This window comes from Micromonospora wenchangensis, from assembly GCF_002210435.1.
GTDB lineage: Bacteria > Actinomycetota > Actinomycetes > Mycobacteriales > Micromonosporaceae > Micromonospora > Micromonospora wenchangensis.
On the sequence record NZ_MZMV01000039.1, the window covers coordinates 52,899 to 71,232 of the forward strand.

17 protein-coding genes are annotated in these 18,334 nt (G+C 74.7%); 4 read left to right on the forward strand and 13 right to left on the reverse strand.

Going from position 1 to position 18,334, the window contains the following annotated elements:
• Positions 1–144: 144 nt before the first annotated feature.
• From B5D80_RS21650 to B5D80_RS21660, 3 genes are all read right to left on the reverse strand, one after another.
• Entirely contained in the window at positions 145–2,763 is a 2,619-nt protein-coding gene (locus B5D80_RS21650; RefSeq protein ID WP_088645744.1) for an ATP-binding protein, read from the reverse strand.
• Between the two features lie 124 nt (positions 2,764–2,887).
• Complete coding sequence (locus B5D80_RS21655; protein WP_088645745.1) at positions 2,888–4,036, reverse strand: acyl-CoA dehydrogenase family protein; 1,149 nt, start codon at positions 4,034–4,036, stop codon at positions 2,888–2,890.
• A gap of 152 nt (positions 4,037–4,188) precedes the next feature.
• Entirely contained in the window at positions 4,189–5,721 is a 1,533-nt protein-coding gene (locus B5D80_RS21660; protein ID WP_088645764.1) for an acyl-CoA carboxylase subunit beta, read from the reverse strand.
• Between the two features lie 208 nt (positions 5,722–5,929).
• Here B5D80_RS21660 and B5D80_RS21665 point away from each other — a divergent pair, with 208 nt between their 5' ends.
• Positions 5,930–6,499 carry a snapalysin family zinc-dependent metalloprotease gene (locus B5D80_RS21665; RefSeq protein WP_088645746.1) on the forward strand — a complete coding sequence of 190 codons (570 nt, stop codon included), beginning with the start codon at positions 5,930–5,932 and terminating at the stop codon, positions 6,497–6,499.
• An 84-nt stretch (positions 6,500–6,583) separates the two neighbouring features.
• On the opposite strand, the gene B5D80_RS21670 is transcribed toward B5D80_RS21665, so the two are convergent.
• Positions 6,584–7,501, reverse strand: a complete 918-nt coding sequence (locus B5D80_RS21670; RefSeq protein WP_088645747.1) for a hydroxymethylglutaryl-CoA lyase — start codon at positions 7,499–7,501, stop codon at positions 6,584–6,586.
• 186 nt (positions 7,502–7,687) lie between these two features.
• Positions 7,688–7,822, reverse strand: a complete 135-nt coding sequence (locus B5D80_RS34865; protein WP_281253483.1) for a hypothetical protein — start codon at positions 7,820–7,822, stop codon at positions 7,688–7,690.
• Positions 7,823–8,249: 427 nt separating this feature from the next.
• On the opposite strand from B5D80_RS34865, the gene B5D80_RS21675 reads away from it, so the two are divergent.
• A complete protein-coding gene (locus tag B5D80_RS21675) occupies positions 8,250–9,170 on the forward strand; it encodes a hypothetical protein (RefSeq protein ID WP_088645748.1) in 921 nt (306 codons plus the stop codon).
• 45 nt (positions 9,171–9,215) lie between these two features.
• Here B5D80_RS21675 and B5D80_RS21680 read toward each other — a convergent pair whose 3' ends face one another.
• Positions 9,216–10,553 carry an acetyl-CoA carboxylase biotin carboxylase subunit gene (locus B5D80_RS21680; RefSeq protein WP_088645749.1) on the reverse strand — a complete coding sequence of 446 codons (1,338 nt, stop codon included), beginning with the start codon at positions 10,551–10,553 and terminating at the stop codon, positions 9,216–9,218.
• Positions 10,554–10,656: 103 nt separating this feature from the next.
• On the reverse strand, positions 10,657–11,271 hold the full coding sequence (locus B5D80_RS21685; RefSeq protein ID WP_088645750.1) for a TetR/AcrR family transcriptional regulator: 615 nt from the start codon (positions 11,269–11,271) through the stop codon (positions 10,657–10,659).
• 172 nt (positions 11,272–11,443) lie between these two features.
• Here B5D80_RS21685 and B5D80_RS21690 point away from each other — a divergent pair, with 172 nt between their 5' ends.
• Complete coding sequence (locus B5D80_RS21690; RefSeq protein ID WP_088645751.1) at positions 11,444–11,866, forward strand: DUF7144 family membrane protein; 423 nt, start codon at positions 11,444–11,446, stop codon at positions 11,864–11,866.
• On the opposite strand, the gene B5D80_RS21695 is transcribed toward B5D80_RS21690, so the two are convergent.
• Together B5D80_RS21695 and B5D80_RS21700 are read right to left on the reverse strand one after the other, a co-directional pair.
• Positions 11,838–13,469, reverse strand: a complete 1,632-nt coding sequence (locus B5D80_RS21695) for an alpha/beta fold hydrolase (protein ID WP_088645752.1) — start codon at positions 13,467–13,469, stop codon at positions 11,838–11,840. The genes B5D80_RS21690 and B5D80_RS21695 overlap by 29 nt on opposite strands.
• A 79-nt stretch (positions 13,470–13,548) precedes the next feature.
• Entirely contained in the window at positions 13,549–14,742 is a 1,194-nt protein-coding gene (locus B5D80_RS21700) for an FAD-dependent oxidoreductase (protein WP_088645753.1), read from the reverse strand.
• 100 nt (positions 14,743–14,842) lie between these two features.
• Between B5D80_RS21700 and B5D80_RS21705 the strand changes: the two genes are divergently transcribed.
• Positions 14,843–15,397, forward strand: a complete 555-nt coding sequence (locus B5D80_RS21705; RefSeq protein ID WP_088645754.1) for a TetR/AcrR family transcriptional regulator — start codon at positions 14,843–14,845, stop codon at positions 15,395–15,397.
• 136 nt (positions 15,398–15,533) lie between these two features.
• Here B5D80_RS21705 and B5D80_RS21710 read toward each other — a convergent pair whose 3' ends face one another.
• The 4 genes from B5D80_RS21710 to B5D80_RS33940 all read right to left on the reverse strand — a co-directional run.
• Entirely contained in the window at positions 15,534–16,436 is a 903-nt protein-coding gene (locus B5D80_RS21710; protein WP_088645755.1) for a sulfurtransferase, read from the reverse strand.
• 116 nt (positions 16,437–16,552) lie between these two features.
• A complete protein-coding gene (locus B5D80_RS34470) occupies positions 16,553–17,245 on the reverse strand; it encodes an imidazolonepropionase-like domain-containing protein (protein ID WP_245854851.1) in 693 nt (230 codons plus the stop codon).
• A gap of 1 nt (position 17,246) precedes the next feature.
• The gene (locus tag B5D80_RS21720) at positions 17,247–18,017 is read right to left on the reverse strand and encodes an SGNH/GDSL hydrolase family protein (RefSeq protein WP_088645756.1); all 771 of its coding nucleotides are present in this window, start codon (positions 18,015–18,017) and stop codon (positions 17,247–17,249) included.
• Positions 18,018–18,119: 102 nt separating this feature from the next.
• Positions 18,120–18,334, reverse strand: a 215-nt coding sequence (locus B5D80_RS33940) for a hypothetical protein (RefSeq protein WP_211291601.1), incomplete at its 5' end; no start/stop codon positions are given.

Sequence of the window (18,334 nt, forward strand, 5' to 3'; positions counted from 1 at the left end):
CGGTCGCAGAGCCGCCGATCGCCGCAAAACGGACGCCCCGGCTGGCTAGCCTTCATCGCGCGGGGGAGCACCGGGGGGTGCCGGCGCGAGCGATTGAGCGAGGGGTTTGACCAGGGGGCTCGTTCGCTCGCGCCACCCCCGCGCCTAGCCCAGCAGGCGTTCCTCGTCCGGCAGCAGCCGGATGCCGCCGCGCCGGCACGCCTGCGCCAGCCGCTCCCGCACCTCGGCGGAGCCGGTGCTCACAGCCAGCCCGACCAGGGCCTCGACCACGTCCCGCCGGTCCTGACCGGCCGCACCGGCAGCCTCCGCCACCGTGAACCACTCCGCCGCCAGCTCCCGGTCGCCCCGGTGCTGGGCCATGGTGCCCTCGATCAACGCGCAGACCGACTCCTCCGCCCGGACCGGCCCGCCACCGCCCGGACGCCCCCCGCCCGCGCCCGCCTCCGTCCGGTGGCCGGGCGGCGTCGCGCGACCGTCGCAGCGCAGCTCGGCCAGGATCTCGGCGGCCTCGTCCAGCCGACCCGACCGGGCCAACGCCAGCCCCACCGTGCCGAGCACCCGCCGCCGGTGCCCCGGATCACCCACCCCGGCCAGCGCGGCGACCACCCGCCGGCCCTGGTCCACCGCGTCACCGTGACGGCCCTCCAGCCGGGCCACCTCGGCCAGGTCGGCACGGGCCAGCAGGCGCAGCCGGGGCTCCCCGCACTGGGCGGCCAGCCGGTCCACCGCGGCCAGCCGACGCCGGGCCGCCGACAGGTCGGCGAGGCGGATCTCGTGCCAGGCCAGGTGGTGCTGGGCGACCGCCGTGTCCCGGGTCCGGCCGTGCCGGGTGGCCAGGGTCAGCACCGCGTGCGCCTGCTCGGCCGCCTCGTCGTACCCGCCGGTCGCGACCAGCAGGGTGCCGAGGACGGTGCGCGCCGCCAGCTCCCCGGCCACGTCGGCCCGCCCGGCGAGCACCGCGAGCGCGGCACGGGCGGCGGGCAGTTCCTGCGCCGCCGCGCCGTGCTCGGCGGCCAGCCGGGCCACCCCGAGCAACGCCCAGGCCCGCAGCACCGGATCGGCGTCGGCGGTACGGGGGTCGGCGAGCAGCCGGCACAGCCACTGCCGGCCGCTGACGTCCCGCCCCCGCATCCGCCACCAGCGGGTCAGCTCGGCGGCCAGCCGCAGCGCGGTGACCGGATCGTCCCCGGCGGCGTGTGCCAGCGCCGCGCCGATGTCACCGGTCGCCTCGTCGAGCTGACGGACGGCCGCCGGCTGTCGCGCCCCGACCAGGTCCGGCGCGGTACGGGTCACCAACCGGGTGATCACCACCGCGTGCCGGCGACGGACCGCGGTCAGCTCGCCCCGGCCGGCGGCCTGCTCGATGGCGTACTCACGGACCGCGTCGAGCAGACGGAACCGCAGCGGCCCGGCACCCCGGACGCTGAGCAGGCCCAACTCGACCAGCCGGTCCAGCAGCGGCACCGGGTCGACCACCCCCGACGGGTCCGGGTCGGCCTCGTCGGCGAGCAGTTCCTCGGCCAGCTCCACCGACCACCGGTTGGCGAACACCGAGAGCCGGCGCAGCGCCGCCTGCTCCCACCCGTCGAGCAGCCGGTAGCTGGTGGCGACCGCCTCGCGCAGGGTCACCGCGACCGTGGGCCGGGCCGGTTCGTCGGTACGCCCCGGCGGGGCGGCCTCCCAGCCCCGCCCGCCGAGATCCGGGCCGGCCAGGTCGAGCACCCGGTCGCCGTACCGGTCGAGCAGTTCGGGCAGGTCGAGGATGCGGCCCCGGGCCGCCATCAGCTCGATCGCCAGCGGCAGGCCGTCGAGCCGGCGGACCAGCGCGGTGAGGGCGGGCAGCTCGTCCGGGCCGGGTGGTTCCGGGCGGACCCGGGTCAGCCGGGCGGTGAACAGGGCCGCCGCCGGCCACCGGGCCAGCTCGGCCGGGTCGACCACCCCGGCGGGGGGCACCTCCAGCGGGGCCACCGGGCGGACGAGTTCGCCGGGGATGCCGACCGGATGCCGACCGGTCGCCACCACCCGCAGGGTGGGCACCGCCGCGACGAGCAGGTGCACCACCTCGGCCACCGGGTCCGGGGCCCGTTCGACCGCGTCCACCAGCAGCAGCGCCGGGCGGCCCCGCAGCCGGGCGGCCAGCTCGGCGAGCCGGGCCGCGCCGAGCACCGCGCAGGCCGCGGCGAGCACGTCGTTGGCGTCGGAGCCGGTGCCGACCAGCACCCCGGCCACCCCGCCCGGGTGGGCGTCGGCCACCGCGTGCGCCACGGCCAGGGCGAGCGCGGTCTTGCCCACCCCGGCCAGGCCGACCAGGCTCAGCACCGGCGGCCAGCCGTCGCCGGTCAGCAGGCCGGTCAGCTCGTCGAGTTCCCGTTCCCGGCCGATCAGCTCGACCGGCGGGGGCAGCGCCATCGGCGTACCCGGGAGGTCGGGGTCGCGGGGGACGGTGCCGGCGGCGGGCGGGCGGTGCGGCAGCCCGGCGACGCCCGGGGCGGCCGGGGTGGTCGCGGCCCGACCCCGGGCGCTGGCGAGGAAGCCGGCGCGCGCCGCGCCGGTCAGGCCGAGCGCCCCGGCGATCAGCTCGGCGGTGGTGCGGTGCGGCCGGTGCGCCCGGCCGCGTTCCAGGTCGCGGACCGTCCGCACGCCGACCCCGGCCCGCTGTGCCAGGTCGGTCTGGGTGAGACCGGCGGCCAGGCGGTGGGCCCGCACCAGCTCCCCGATGGGGGTACGACCACCCGCGGGCGAGTGATCATGATCCGGGGTCATGGGCACGAAGGGTACGGACGGGATACGACGCCGGGCAGCCCTTCGTCGGCCTACTGACGAAGGGCTGCGGATACCCGACAGAGCGCCGTTCCCGCCCGGCGGCGGACCCGTTGCGGGGGTACGGTCACAGGCCCAGGTCGCGGGCGATGATCATGCGCTGCACCTCGGAGGTGCCCTCGCCGATCTCCAGGATCTTGGAGTCCCGCCAGAACCGGGCCACCGGGTACTCGTTCATGAAGCCGTAGCCGCCGTGGATCTGGGTGGCCTCCCGGGCGTTGTCCACCGCGACCGTGCTGGCATGCAGCTTGGCGATCGCCGCCTGCCGCTTGAACGGCTCACCGGCGAGCATCCGGGCGGCGGCGTCGTAGTAGGCCAGCCGGGCGGTGTGCGCCTTCAGCTCCATGTCGGCGATCTTGAACTGGATGGCCTGGTAGTTGCCGATCGGCCGACCGAACGCCTGGCGTTCCTTCGCGTACCTCAGCGACTCGTCGACGCAGCCCTGGGCGAGGCCGACGGCCAGCGCGGCGATGGCGATCCGCCCCTCGTCGAGGATGCGCAGGAACTGGGCGAAGCCCCGGCCCCGTTCGCCGAGCAGGTTCCCGGCCGGCACCCGGCAGTCGTCGAAGGTCAGCTCGTGGGTGTCCGAGGCGTTCCACCCCACCTTCGAGTACCCAGGCGCGACGGTGAACCCGGGCGTCCCCGACGGCACGATGATGGTGGACAGCTCCTTCGAGCCGTCCGGGTTGGTGCCGGTGACCGCGGTGACGGTGACCAGGGCGGTGATGTCGGTGCCCGAATTGGTGATGAACGCCTTCGACCCGTTGATCACCCACTCGTCGCCGTCCAGGACGGCCCGCGTCCGGGTGCCGCCCGCGTCCGAGCCGGTGCCCGGCTCGGTGAGCCCGAACCCCGCGAGGGCCTCGCCGCTGAGCAGCTTCGGCAGCCACCGGGCCTGCTGCTCGTCGGTGCCGAACCGGTAGATCGGCATCGCGCCGAGGGAGACCGCCGCCTCCAGGGTGATCGCCACGCTGGAGTCGACCCGGGCCAGTTCCTCAAGCGCCAGGCAGAGCGCGAAGTAGTCCCCGCCCATGCCGCCGTGCTCCTCGGGGAAGGGCAGGCCGAACAGGCCCATCTTGCCCATCTGCCGGACGATCTCGTACGGGAAGGTGTGCCGCTCGTAGTGCTCGGCGATCACCGGGGCGACCGCCTCGCGGGCGAAGTCCCGCACGCTGTCCCGCAGCGCCTCGTGTTCCTCGCTGAGCCGGAAGTCCATCGGTTCCTCCTGTACGGGTGCCGCCCCGGACGCTCGTGACGCCGGGGACGACGGATCGGTTGGACGACCGGTCGGACCCGGTCGACGGCGGTGGCTCGGTGGCGGTGGCTGGGTGCCGACCGGTCGGGCCGGCCGGGGACTGCGGCGACCGGTCAGACCGGGGTGACCCCGTGCCGTCGGCGGGAGAAGTGCCGGTCCTTGCTGCGGGCGGCGGCGAACCGGCGGACCAGTTCGGCGCGCAGCTCGTGCGGTTCGACGATCGCGTCGATGACCAGTTCGCTGGCGAGCCGCACCACGTCGATGTCCCGCTCGTACTCGGCCCGCCTGGCGGCCACGAAGGCGGCCCGTTCGGCCTCGTCGGCGATCGCCGCGATCTTGTTGGCGTAGACGGCGTTGACCGCCGCCTCGGCCCCCATCACCGCGATCTTCGCGGTGGGCAGGGCGATCGTCGCGTCCGGCGCGAAGCCGGGGCCGGCCATCGCGTACAGGCCCGCGCCGTACGCCTTGCGGACCACCACACAGATCTTGGGTACGGTCGCCTCGGAGATCGCGGTGATCATCTTGGCCCCGTGCCGGATGATGCCCTGCTTCTCCACCGCGCTGCCGACCATGAACCCGGGCACGTCGGACAGGAACAGCAGCGGCACGTTGAACGCGTCGCAGAGCTGCACGAACCGGGTCGCCTTGTCGGCCGAGTCGACGAAGAGCACCCCGCCCTTGAACATCGAGTTGTTGCCGACCACGCCGACGACCTCGCCGTCGAGCCGGCCGAAGCCGATGGTCAGCTCCCTGGCCCAGAGCGCCTGGATCTCGAAGAACGAACCCTCGTCGAGCAGGCCCCTGACGTACCGGCGCATGTCGAACGCCTGCCGTTCGCTGGCCGGCACCAGCGCGGCGAGATCGGCCTTCTCCGGCGCGGCGACGGCCGGGGCGGCCGGCGGCTGCCGCTGCCAGTTGGAGGGCAGGTACGACAGGTAGGTCTTCACCACGTCGAGCGCGTCGGCCTCGGTCCTGCACAGGAAGTGCCCCACGCCGGACTCGGCGCAGTGCACCCGGGCCCCGCCCATCGCCTCCAGGGTGGTCTTCTCCCCGGTGACCATCTCGACCATCCGGTCCGAGCCGAGGTACATGCTGGCGTTGCCCTCGACCATGGCGACCACGTCGCAGAATGCCGGGATGTACGCCCCGCCGGCGGCGCTCGGCCCGAACAGCGCGCAGACCTGCGGGATCGCGCCCGAGGCGCGGACCTGGTTCCAGAAGATCTTGCCGGCACCCCGGGGGCCGGGGAAGAGGTCGACCTGGTCGGTGATCCGGGCGCCGGCCGAGTCGACCAGGTAGACCATCGGCACGCCCGTCGAGTAGGCCCGCTCGATGATCCGGATGATCTTCTCGACGGTACGCGCGCCCCAACTGCCGGCCTTGACCGTGGAGTCGTTGGCCATCAGGCAGACCGGCCGGCCGTCGATGGTGGCGGTGCCGGTGACCACGCCGTCGGCGGGCAGCCCCTCGGCCAGGGCGTTGGCGTAGAGCCCGTCCTCGACGAAGGAGCCCTCGTCGACCAGGAGCGCGACCCGTTCGCGGGCGAACAGCTTGCCCTTGCCGGCGTTGGCCGCGTGGTACTTGTCGGCGCCGCCGGAGCGGGCCCGCTTGCGTAGCTGCTCCAGTGCCTCACCGTCGAGCGTCACGCCGACCCCCTCGCCCCGCGCCTCGTGGGCGCGCCCGACCGCCATGCCGCCGTGGGCGTCGTGGTGGACGCGCCGACCAGCCTGAACGATCGTTAGGCTAGCGCATCCGGGCCCCGCCCGACCACCCGACCGACTTCCGCTCCGGATATTGATAGTCAACTATTGATATGGCTACGCTCCAGACACCCCCTCCGGATTGGAGTGAGCCATGAACTCACGCGTCAAGCGCCTCGCCGTCGCCGCCCTGGCGACGGCGACCGCGACCCTCGGCCTCACGGTCGCCAACCCCGCGCCCGCCTCCGCCGCGATGACCATCTGCTACAACACCAGCCAGGCGCCCAGCTACGCGAGCATCGCCAACCAGGCCGCCTCGATCTGGAACAACGCCACCACCAACCTGACGCTCACCGCGAACTGCGGCACCAACCTGCGGATCTACCAGATCACCGGCGGCGGCTCGTACGCCCAGCGCACCAGCCTCGGCAACGGCCGGGTCTACATCGACACCCAGCAGGCCGCCCAGTACAGCCCGCTGCGGATCATGACCCACGAGATCGGGCACATCCTCGGCCTGCCCGACAACTACAACGGCAACTGCGCGATCCTGATGTCGGGCGGCAGCGCCGGCACGAGCTGCACCAACCCGTACCCGAGCACCACCGAGGCGAACCGGGTCAGCAGCCTGTTCGCCGGCACCCTCAGCGCCAACGACCGCCGCAGCAGCACCGGCAGCCAGGTCTTCAAGGACAGCTGGCCGGGCCTGCTCAGCGTGGGCTGACCCACGACGCGACCCGACGGAGGGGCCGGCACCGCGCCGGCCCCTCCCCGCGTCGTCGGGCCGGTCCGCCCCCGACGGGCCCGGTCAGGGCCGGGCGGTCAGCCGGGTACGCGGGCCGGCCCGCAACACCCCCGACGGCAGCCGCTTGCCGAGCAGCTCCTCGGCCAACTCGGCGACCCCGATCAGGGCGTCCAGGTCGATGCCGGTGTCGATGCCCATGTCGTGCAGCATGTGCACCGCCTCCTCGGTGGCCAGGTTCCCGCTCGCCCCCGGCGCGTACGGGCAGCCGCCCAGGCCACCGACGCTGGCGTCGAACTCGGTGATCCCCAACTCCAGGGCGGTCAGCAGGTTCGCCAGCGCGGTGCCCCGGGTGTTGTGGAAGTGCAGCAGCACCGGCACGTCGGGCTCCCGGTCGCGGACGGCGGTGACCAGCTCCCGGACCCGTCGGGGCGTACCCATGCCTGTGGTGTCGCCGAACGCGACCCGGTCGGCGCCGTCGCGGACCACCCGCTCGACGATCCCGGCGACCCGCCCCGGGTCGACGTCCCCCTCGTACGGGCAGCCGAAGCTGGTCGCCACGATCACCTCGGCCCGCGCCCCCGCGCCGTGCAGCAGGTCGATCAGCTCGGCGATGTCGTCGAGCGACTCGTCCGTGGAGCGGTTGACGTTGCGCCGGTTGTGCGTGTCGCTTGCCGAGACCACCACCTCGATCTCGGTGAAGCCGGCGGCCAGGGCCCGCTGGGCACCCCGGGTGTTGGGCACCAGCGCCGAGTAGCGGACCCCCTCGACCTTCCGGGTCTGCCGCCACACCTCGTCGGCGTCGGCCATCTGCGGGATCGCCTTGGGATGCACGAACGACACCGCCTCGATCCGGCGCACGCCGGTGCCGGACAGGGCGTCGAGCAGCCGCACCTTGGCCCCGGTGGGGACCGGCTCCTCGTTCTGGAGCCCGTCGCGGGGCCCGACCTCGCGGATCGACACCGCCGCTGGCATCTGACTCATGGTCACCTCGCTGTGACATCGGGTCGCCGGGAGACCGCCTCCGGGCCGCCGCCCCTCGTGGGGACCGCGACCGGTGACGCCGGACGACCGGTGGTCCCTCCAGGGAACCACCCGACCGACCGCCGCCGCCACGCCGCCCCGGGTGTCGGGCCGACCCGGGTGCTCGGGCCGACCGGCACCGGGAGGTCACCGGTCCGCCGACCCCTCCACCAGTTCGGCGGCGGTGCGCACCACCGCCGCGACCATTCCCGCCCAGGCCACCGCGTCCTCCCGGCCCAGGACCACCGCCATCGCCACCGCGCCCTCCGCGAACAGCGACATCGACCGCAGGTACCGGCCCGGCCGACGGCGGTCGGGGCGCGGACGCGCGCCGTCGGTCAGTCTTCCGCTTCCCATGTTCTCCGCCCCCAGGCCGCCTGACCGGCGATGGCATCTCCACCGCCCGGTGACGCGTCCGGCTCCCGTCGCACGTGTGCCGGCCGACTGCCGGCGAACGTGCGGCGACGGGACCGGTCGCACGACGGGCCCAACGACCCGCCGGGGCGGGCCGCACGCGGCTGTGGCCGGGCAGCACCGCCGAAGCCGGCCACAGTGGAGCATCTGGTCCGGGCCGCCCACCGCACCGTCCTACCCGGACAAGCACCCGGCCAGAAACTGACCACGGACACAGGCCGGGACGCCCACGATTTGGGGATGGAGGGTACGAATACCTTCCCGGGTCTGACAGCTCCGCACGAGAGGTTCACCGATGCCCTCCCACACCAGCACGCCGTCCCCGGCCCGGGGACGGCACCAGCGGCACTGGCTCGTCCCGCGCGAGCACCTCGCCGCCGGATACGCGGCCCGGTACGGGTCGCCGGCGGTGTCCGAGTACGCGCTGGCGGTCCGGGACCTGGTCGAGCAGGCCCCGGAGATCGGGGCGGTCGACACCTGGAGCAGGTTGGCCGAGCGGATCTGCCGCAACCGGCCGGGCCGGGACCGGGACACCTGGCGCAAGCGGCTGTCCCGGCACTTCACCACCGAGACGAAGGGCCCGCCGTGGCAGACGGTGGTGCTGGTGGTCGAGTGCACCGTCGCACCCGCCGACCGGGAGACCACCCTGCACCGGTTCGAGCGGCTCTACGAGGCGGCCCGGGGTGAACCGCCGACGGATCGTCGGACCCGCCCCACCGGCCCGGCCGGCCCCGGGGCGTCCCGTCCGGACCCGACCGGGCCTGGCGCATCCCGCCCGGGTCCGGCCGGCGACGGGGACTCCCGGCCGGGCCCGGCCGGCTTTGACGTCCGGCCGGACCCGGCTGGCGAAGACGCCCGGACGCTGGTCGCCCACCTGCTCCGGGAGAACGCCTCGCTGCGTCGGACGCTGACCGCCCGGGAGGCCGAGATCAGCCTGCTGCGGGCCGCCCTCGACGCCCCGGCGCGTCGGCCGACGGGCGGGCCGTCAGGCGACGGCACGACGACGTCACGCCGGCAGGCGTCGGCCGCGACGGCCCACAAGGACCGCAACCCCGGGCACTTCCCGCCCGGCCCGACCCCGACCAACGACGCCCCGGGCGGCCGGCACCGGCCACCCCGGATCGACCAGGTGACCCCCCGCCTCGACGTCGTCGGCCTCCCGACGCACCACCCGACGCACCGCCCGCACCTGCCCGGCGGGCTACGGCCGGCCTGACCACGGGGTCCGGGTCGACGGACCCCGTGGCCGGCCACGCCGGGGTCAGCGCATCCGGCCGACGATGCCGGTGTCGTAGTCGCCGGAGACGAACTCCCCGTTGGTCAGCAGCTCGGCGAAGAAGGGCAGGTTGTTCTTCGGGCCGGCGACCGCGAAGCCGGCCACCGCCGTCCGGGCCCGCTCGATCGCCTCGGCCCGGTCCGCCCCGGTGACGACGAGCTTGGCCAGCAGGCTGTCGTAGAACGGGGTCACCGTGTTGCCGGCGACGTACCCCGAGTCGACGCGTACCCCCTCGCCGGTCGGCTCCACCCAGGTGCCGATGACGCCGGGGCCGGGCAGGAACCGCTTCGGGTCCTCCGCGTTGATCCGCAGCTCGATCGCGTGCCCGCGCGGGGCCAGCGCCGCCGGGTCGAAGGTCGGTGGCAGGCCGGCCGCCACCCGTAGCTGCTCCTCGACCAGGTCGACGCCGTAGACCAGCTCGGTCACCGGGTGCTCCACCTGGAGCCGGGTGTTCATCTCCAGGAAGAAGAACTCCTGCGTGGCCGGGTCGAGCAGGCATTCGACGGTGCCCGCGTTGCGGTAGCCGACCGCCTCGCCGGCCCGCACGGCGGCGGCCAGGAACCGCGCCCGCAGCTCCGGCGAGACCGCCGGGGAGGGGGACTCCTCGACCAGCTTCTGGTTGCGCCGCTGCACCGAACACTCCCGCTCGCCGAGCGCCACCACCCGGCCGTCGGCCAGGCCGAGGATCTGCACCTCGACGTGGCGTACCCGGGGGAAGTAGCGCTCGATGAGCACCGAGCCGTCGCCGAACATCCGCTCGGCGAACGCGCGGACCTTGTCGTACTCGGTGCGCAGCGCGGCCTCGTCGGCGGCCACCGCCATGCCCATCCCGCCGCCCCCGGCGGCGGCCTTGACCATCACCGGGTAGCCGATCTCCGTGGCGGCGGCGACCGCCGCGTCGAGGTCGGTGGCCGGTTCGGTGGTGCCGGGCGCGACCGGCACCCCGGCCGCCGCCATCAGGTTCCGCGCGTTGATCTTGTCGCCCATCGCGGTGATCGCGTCCGCGCCGGGCCCGACCCAGACCAGCCCGCGGTCCTGCACGGTACGGGCGAAGTCGGCGTTCTCCGACAGGAAGCCGTAACCGGGGTGGATCGCCTGCGCGCCGGTGGACGCGGCGGCGGCCAGGATCGCCTCCACGTTGCGGTAGCTCTGGGCCGGGTTCGCCGGTCCCACGCACACCGCCTCGTCGGCCTCGACCACGAACGGCAGGTCGGCGTCGGCCTCCGAGTGCACCGCGACCGCCCGCACACCGAGCCGCTTCGCGGTACGGATGATCCGGCGGGCGATCTCGCCCCGGTTGGCGACCAACAGCGACTCGATCATGTTTCCTCCAGCGTCCAGGGTGGGGACGATGCTCAACGTCCGGGGTGGGGACGGATGCTAGGGAACCACGGTCGGGCCGTCGGCCACGAGTCGGGCGGAAGGGTCAGGAGTCGGTGTCGGCGAGCAGGGCGGCCGTCGCGGCGGCCCGCAGCAGCGCCGCCCGACGCCGCCTGTCGACCTCACCGCCGAGGAACGGGGTCGAGTTCATCAGGCCGAACGCGGCGTGCGCCAGCACCCGCGCCTCGCCGTCGGGCAGCCCCGGGTGCAGCGCGGTCAGCACGGTCACCCACTCCTCGACGTACAGCCGCTGGAGTTTGCGGATGCGGCGACGCGGCTCGTCCGGGAGGCGGTCCAGCTCGTGCAGGTGCAGGGCGATCACGGCCGGGTTCGCCAGCGCGAAGTCGACGTGGAAGTCGATCAGGGACTCCAGCGCGCCACGCGGGTCGCCCGGACGGCTGGCCGCCCGGTCCCGGCCACCGTCGAGCAGCCCCTCGCTGACCGGGATCAGCGCGGCGGCCAGCATCGCCTCCTTGCCGGCGAAGTGGTGGTAGAGGGCGGGGCCGGTCACCCCGGCTGCCGCACCGATGTCGTCCATGGAGACCCCGTGGTAGCCGCGGGCGGCGAAGAGCCCGACAGCGATCTCCAGGATCTCGTCGCGCCTCGACCGGCGCCGGCCCGCGCTGCCTGCGCTGCCCCTAGCCTGCTGCCCCACAGTCACCTGGCAAGCGTAGACCTCGACCCGGTCACCGGGGCCCCTCGGTTACCCGCGGGTTCACCAGGCGGACAGCGGCCGCCGGGCGGGGTGCCGGCCCGGTGACCGCCGGGTGCCGCCGGTGATCGCCGGACGGCGTGCCCCGCCGGCCCTAGCCTGGGTGGGGAGGGAGGGTGGGATGACGGCACGACGGCCGGACCGGTCGCTGCTGCTCGCCGGTGGCCTGCTGGTCGGCGCGGGCATCTTCGACGTGCTGTCCGGGATCGGCGACGTCGACAGTGGCGACGTCTACGTCTCGCTGCACGCCGACGGGCTGGTCTTCTACGACCTCACCGACTGGGCCTGGCTGCACGTGGCGAGCGGGGTGCTGCTGGTGGCGACCGGCCTGGTCGTCGCGTTCGCCCGCCGCCGCTGGGTGACCGCCGCCATGGTGGTCGGGGCGGTGGTCGTCGTCGTGCACCTGCTGTTCGCGCCGTACCACCCGATCGAGGCGTTGATCGTGGTGGGGCTGACCCTCGCCGCCGTCCGGCTGGTCGTCCGGCAGCGGCGCGGCGACCGGGACGACGCGCGGGTCAGGACGGCTGGCAGACCTTCCCGGTGAAGGACGGGTCCGGCTGGCGGACGTCGTTCCAGGCGGGGTTGACCCGGATCGCCAGTGGCGGTGCCTGCCAGCCCGCACCGAGCTGCTGGAGCAGCGGATACTCCCGCCGCATCCGGCTCTCCGGCACCCCGGCGAGGAAGTGGATCAGACGGTCCTGGACCAGTGAGCGGCCCAGCAGCCCGCCGTGCACCCCGGGCATCTGGAACACGGGGATGCCGGTGTACTCGCCCGGCGGCGCCTCGGTCGCCGTGCTGGTCGGCAGGAAGGCCACCATGCGCACGCCCGGCACCGGGCACATCAGCCGGTTGCGGTAGAAGGGCGCGTCGTCCAGCAGGGAGCGGATGAACGGCTCGTCCGGCCCGGCGTCGGTGACCCCGAACAGTTCGATCGTCCCGAGCAGGGCCCGTAGCTGCCAGCCGGTGGCCACACCCCAGCCGTGGGACGCCCCGGCCGGCGGGTAGTACGCCCGCCCCGCGTTGATCAACGGGCTGAACATGACCAGGGTGTCCACCGCCGGGTGCGGGCGCTGCGCGAGGTAGGTGCGGGCCAGCATCGCCCCCTCGCTCTCCCCGATCAGCGCCACCGGCCGGCCGGTACGTCCGTGCAGGCGGTCCACCTGTGTCTGGAGCAGGGCGGTCCCGCTCTCCAGCGACCGGTTGGTGTCCGACGACCGGTACGGCAGCGGCCGGCCGTCCCCGCCCAGCCCCCGGTAGGAGAACCGTTCCACGTTCGCGTCGACGGGCGGGGTGCCGTCGTAGGCGGACCCGTGACCGGCGAGGACGATCACCGCGTGCCGGACGTCGGCGGGCAGCCGCTGCCCCAGCACCACCTGCTCGATGGTCACCCCGGCCGGGACGACCTGCACCAGCACGGGGATCGTCAGCGGCACGACGAGCGCCAGCGCGACGGCGATCGGGGCGACCGGCACCCGCGCCCAGCGCACCCGGGGGGCCAGCACGGCGACGTGCACGGTGCGTTCCCAGAGCAGCCCGTTGGCCGCCCCGGCGAACAGCGCGACGGGCACCGTCCACCAGCCGGGAACGCTCCAGCACAGCGCGCTCGCCACGGTGAGCACCACGAAGTTCAGCAGCGACCAGCCGACCAGGGAGATCGACGGCAGTCCGCGCCACCACGGCCCGACCACGGCGGCGCGTTGCAGGAACGGCGCGAGCAGGAACATCGGTAGCAGCGAGGCGAGCAGCACCCAGGAGAGTGCGACCACCGAGGCGGCCACCGAGATCAACGCCCACGGTGCGACCAGCACGACGACCACGCCGGACAGGCCGAGGTTGCGGCCGAGCAGCCAGCGCAGACCAGGCCGGTCCACCCCGGCGGGCCAGGCGAGCGTGACCAGTCCGGTGGTGAGCAGCGCCCGGAACCCGATCACCAGCAGCAGACCGACCAGGAAGTCGGGCCACGAGTCGTGGTAGACGTACAGCCAGCGCAGGTCGTGGTAGGTGTCGTACGGCCAGACGGCGGTGACCTGGGAGGACAGCCCTTCGGCGGCGACGAACCCGAGGCGGACCAGCAGCACCGCCTCGATCGCCGGGGGCACGGCGGCCAGGGCGCACAGCGCCGTCAGCCGGGCTCGCGGTCTGCGCACGCCCTCTCCTCACCAGGTAACCGGGGCTCCCCTAGCAGGTTCCCTCGCCCGACGACCGCGTGTCGGGTCTACCGCCGAACTACCGCCGACCGGCTTGCCGCTCGTCCTCCCGATGGAGGGTCGTCGCGCGCTGCTGGAGGCCGGCGAGCCGCAGCGCGATCCGGCGGCGTACCGGTGGCATCCCCGACACCGCGCGCAACGCCAGGTCCCGCAGCGGCCGGCCGGCGGGCGGCAGGGTGGCCAGCCGGGTCAGCCGGGCGGCGAAGCCGACGACCTCCTCGGCGAGCGGTCGGCGGCTGGCGGCGTAGTCGTCCAGCAGGGTGTCGGGGTGTCCGGCGAGGACGTCGCCGAGGGCGGCACCGAGGGCCACCGCGTCGCAGATGCCGAGGTTCATCCCCTGCCCACCGGCCGGGCTGTGCACGTGCGCGGCGTCCCCGGCGAGCAGCACCCGGCCGCGGCGGTAGCGGTCGGCGATCCGGTGGTGGACGCGGAACCGGGAACTCCAGAGCACGTCGGTCACCCGGTCCGGCCGCCGGGTCGGGCCGCGTTCGTCGAGCAGCGCCTGGAGCCGGGCGGCGTCCGGGTCGCGGGGCGCGTCGGCGACGGCGGCGACCAGCCGGACCACGCCGTCCGGCAGGGGTGCCCACACCAGCGGACCCGGCCGGGCGAGGAAGAGGGCGACCTCGTCGCGGGGGAGCACGCTGTTCACCCGGACGTCGGCGAGCAGGAACGACTCGCCCGCGTCGGCCGGCCCGCCGAAGCCGATGCCGGCCAGGTCACGGACGGTGCTGTGCATACCGTCCGCGCCGACCACCCAGCGGGCCCGCACGCTCGTCCCGTCGGCGAAGCCGGCGACCGCCCCGTCGCCGTCGTGGTCCAGGCCGGTGAGCTGGTACGGCCGGTGCACCTGCCCGCCGAGGGCGGCGAGCCGTTCGGTGAGCACCGCCTCGGTCACCGACTGGGAGACCAGCAGCGCGTACGGGTACGTCGACGGCAGGTCCCCGAAGCCGAGGGTGAGCAGCACCCGGTCGCGGTCCCGCACGGTGAAGCGCGACGCCCGCAGTCCCCGGGCCACCAGCGGCGCGGTGACGCCGATCCGGTCCAGCACCTCAAGCGTGTACGCGTGCACGACGGCGGCCCGGGAGGTGACCGGCGGCGCGGACGCCCGGTCGACCACTGTCACCTCGACGCCCTGTCGGGCGAGGGTGGCCGCGACGGTCAGTCCGGTCGGGCCGGCTCCCACCACCAGGACGTCGGTCTGCGCGGGCAGCATCTCCCACCTCCGTTGCCAACGAGCGTTTGCCAACACTTGTTGGCAACGGTAGGCCGGGTGGACACCGGAGGTCAACGCCTGTTGGCATAGAGTCGGGGACATGACCGCCCGCCGATCGGACGCCACCCGGGCCGCGATCCTGACCGCGGCCCGGCAGCGGTTCGCCGCCGACGGATACGAGCGCGCCACCATCCGGGCCATCGCCGCCGACGCCAGGATCGACCCGTCCATGGTGATGCGCTACTACGGCAGCAAGGAGGGGTTGTTCGCGGCGGCCGCCGAGTTCGACCTGCGGCTGCCGGACCTCACCGACCAGCCCACCGACCAGCTCGGTGAGGTGCTGGTCAGGCATTTCCTCGACCGGTGGGAGGGCGACGGGACGCTGATCGCGCTGCTGCGTACCGCCGCCACCAACCAGGGTGCGGCCGACCGGATGCGGGCGGTCTTCACCGACCAGCTCGGCGCGGCGGTGGCCGCCGTCGTACCCGATCCGGCGCAGGCGCCCCGGCGGGCCGGGCTGGTCGCCAGCCAGATGCTCGGCCTGGCGCTGACCCGGTACGTGCTACGCCTGCCCCCGGTGGTCGACACCCCGCCGGCCGACCTGGTCACCTGGCTCGCCCCCACCGTCCACCGCTACCTCCGCGCCCCCACCTGACCCCGTCCCGCCGACCGGCCGCCGGGCCGCCGGGTGCAATTGGGCGGATGTTGCGGTGTCCCGGGGCTGGGATACCGCAACATCCGCCCAAGCGTGACCCAGCCGGAGGGCGACCCGGGGCCCGGCGGAGGGCTGGTCAGCCGGCCAGGCCGCCGGGCTGGTCGCCCCGCACCACGGGGGCCCGGACCAGGTTGCCCCACTCGGTCCACGAACCGTCGTAGTTGCGCACCTGCGGGAAGCCCAGCAGGTGGTGCAGGACGAACCAGGTGTGGCTGGACCGCTCGCCGATCCGGCAGTACGCCACCACGTCGTCGGCCGGGCTCAACCCGAGCTGGTCGGTGTAGATCGCCCGCAGCTCGTCGGCCGACTTGAAGGTGCCGTCGTCGTTCGCGGCGGACTTCCACGGCTTGCTCACCGCGCCCGGGATGTGCCCGCCGCGCAGCGCGCCCTCCTGCGGGTAGTCGGGCATGTGCAGCATCTCGCCGGTGTACTCGCCAGGCGAGCGGACGTCGACCAGCGGCCGGCCCGCCGCCACGTGCGCCATCACCTGCTCCCGGTACGCCCGGACCGGCGCGTCGTTGCGCTGCGGCACCGGGTAGTCGGCGCGCGGCCGGACCGTCTTCTCCCGGGTCAGCTCGCGCCCCTCGGCGATCCACTTCTGCCGGCCGCCGTCGAGCAGCCGCACGTCGGGGTGGCCGAACAGGGTGAACACCCACAGCGCGTACGCGGCCCACCAGTTGAAGTTGTCGCCGTAGAAGACCACCGTGTCGTCGCGGCCGATGCCCTTGGCCGCGCACAGCTCGGCGAAGCTCTCCGCGTCCAGGTAGTCCCGGGTCACCTGGTCGTTCAGCTCGGTGTGCCAGTCGACCTTGACGGCCCCCGGGACATGACCGGTGTCGTAGAGCAGTACGTCCTCGTCGGATTCGACCACGACGAGACCCTCGTCGCCGAGGTGCTCGGCCAGCCACTCGGTGGTGACCAGCCGCTGCGGGTCGGCGTACGACTGGAGGCGGGGATGCGGATCACTCGGCACAGACATGAGCCCCAAGTTACGCCGGAATCCGGGTGCCGACCGCCCAACGGGACGGGACCGCCGCCCGTCCCCGCCGGTCGGCGCACCCGTCCAGCGGGCCGGGCGGCCGAGGGGGCCGGCGGTCAGGCGCGGCGGTGGACCAGGCGGCCGGCGACGACGGTGGCGAGGCAGCGGCCGTCGGCGGCGAAGACGGCCAGGTCGGCGCGGCCGCCGACGGTGAGGGCCGGGGGCCGTGCCGCGTCGAGGACGGCGACGTCGTTGCGGGCCGCCGCCGCGCGTACCGCCGGGTCGGTGAGGTGCGCGGCGAGCACCGCGCCGACGCCCGATCGCAGCAGCGCGTGCACCCGTTCGCGCGGGGTGGGGGCCGGCGGCAGCGGCCCGTCGTGCACCAGCGCCGGCCCGAGGGTGCCGGGCCACCGCCGCACCCGCACCGTCGGGTACGCCTGCGTCAGCTCCCCGACCGGCCCGACCGCCTCGATCCGGTCCCCGTCGACCAGCACCGCCCAGCCCGAGAGCGGCCCACCGTCGCCCGGGGCCGGCCCGGCCGAGAGCGGCCCACCGTCGCCCGGGGCCGTCCCGGCCGGCGGCGACCCGCCGTCGCCCAGGGTCAAGCGGTCCGGCTGTGACCCAGCGGAGACCTGCGCCCGCCGGCCCGACAGGGGCTCGTCGTCGGCCGGGACCGCCCGGCCCGGCGGTGGCCCGTCGCCTGGCGTCACCCGGCCCGGCGGAGACTCGTCGCTCGGTATCGTCCGGCCGGGTGGTGGCTCGTCGTTGAGGGTCAGGCGCAGCAGGGGGGCGGTGTGCAGGGTGCGCACGTCAGTCGGCGACCGGGCCGAGGATGGGGCGCTTCGCGGTGACCGTGTCGCCGGAGGACCGGCCGGTGAGCCGGCGGGTGACCCACGGGGCCAGGTGCCGGCCGACCCAGCTCAGGTCGGCGGCGCGGGCGGCGAGCCACGGGGTGGCGGCCGGGTGCTCCGGGACCAGCAGCCACTCCTCGTCGCAGCCCACCCCGAGCGCGGTCAGCACCTGGGCGGCGACCCGCCGGTGCCCGGCGGCGGACAGGTGCAGCCGGTCGGGGCTCCAGAGCATCGGATTGAGCCGGTACGTGTCGTCGGCGAACAGGTCGATCAGGATCGCGCCGTGCCGCTCGGCGATCTCGCCGACGATCCGGTTGACCAGCTCGATCCGGGGGGAGACGAGGCGCTGGCCGGGCAGCCGGGCCAGCACGTCGGCGAACCGGAAGAGGATCACGTCGGCACCGTTGGCGCGCAGTCGGGCCACCACGGCGTCGAACCGGGTCGCCAACGCGTCCGGGTCGAAGGTACGGCGCAGCACGTCGTTGCCGCCGGCCGCGAAGCTGATCAGGTCGGGCTTCATGGCGAGCGCGGCGGGCACCTGCTCGGCGACGACACTCGGGAAGAGGCGGCCCCGGATGGCCAGGTTCGCGTAGCCGAAGTCCGGCCCGGCCTCGGCGGCCAGCCGGGTCGCCACCAGGTCGGCCCAGCCCCGGTAGGTGCCGTCCGGGTACGCGTCGTCCATGCCCTCGGTGAAACTGTCCCCGACCGCCACGAAGCTCCGCCAGCGCACGCCGCCCCCTCATGCCCTCGTCGACCGCGGCGACAAGTGTGTCACCGGCCGGCCGTCGCCTGTCGCCGCCCACCGCCCCAACGTGGCGCAGGTCATCGACCGTCACTCCGCACCCTTGATCCACTCGCCTGGGTCGGGGTTGATCGACCCGCCTGGGTCGGGGTTGATCCACTCTTCTGGGTCGGGGTTGATCCACTCTTCTGGGTCGACGTAGCGGTGTCCCGCGCCTCCGGACACCGCCATGTCGGCCCCATTGCCGCTGTCCGCCCCGCCCCATCCCGCCCGCCCCGGCCCGCCCGGCACGCTCGGCCCGCCCG

Bases quoted from the DNA above. Each gene is read 5' to 3' on its own strand.
- B5D80_RS21650 (WP_088645744.1), bottom strand. From the start codon at position 2,763: ATGACCCCGGATCATGATCACTCGCCCGCGGGTGGTCGTACCCCCATC.
- B5D80_RS34865 (WP_281253483.1), bottom strand. From the start codon at position 7,822: ATGTCGCTGTTCGCGGAGGGCGCGGTGGCGATGGCGGTGGTCCTGGGC.
- B5D80_RS21705 (WP_088645754.1), top strand. From the start codon at position 14,843: ATGACCGCCCGCCGATCGGACGCCACCCGGGCCGCGATCCTGACCGCG.
- B5D80_RS21680 (WP_088645749.1), bottom strand. From the start codon at position 10,553: ATGATCGAGTCGCTGTTGGTCGCCAACCGGGGCGAGATCGCCCGCCGG.
- B5D80_RS21700 (WP_088645753.1), bottom strand. From the start codon at position 14,742: ATGCTGCCCGCGCAGACCGACGTCCTGGTGGTGGGAGCCGGCCCGACC.
- B5D80_RS21710 (WP_088645755.1), bottom strand. From the start codon at position 16,436: ATGTCTGTGCCGAGTGATCCGCATCCCCGCCTCCAGTCGTACGCCGAC.
- B5D80_RS21690 (WP_088645751.1), top strand. From the start codon at position 11,444: ATGACGGCACGACGGCCGGACCGGTCGCTGCTGCTCGCCGGTGGCCTG.
- B5D80_RS21670 (WP_088645747.1), bottom strand. From the start codon at position 7,501: ATGAGTCAGATGCCAGCGGCGGTGTCGATCCGCGAGGTCGGGCCCCGC.
- B5D80_RS21675 (WP_088645748.1), top strand. From the start codon at position 8,250: ATGCCCTCCCACACCAGCACGCCGTCCCCGGCCCGGGGACGGCACCAG.
- B5D80_RS21655 (WP_088645745.1), bottom strand. From the start codon at position 4,036: ATGGACTTCCGGCTCAGCGAGGAACACGAGGCGCTGCGGGACAGCGTG.
- B5D80_RS21665 (WP_088645746.1), top strand. From the start codon at position 5,930: ATGAACTCACGCGTCAAGCGCCTCGCCGTCGCCGCCCTGGCGACGGCG.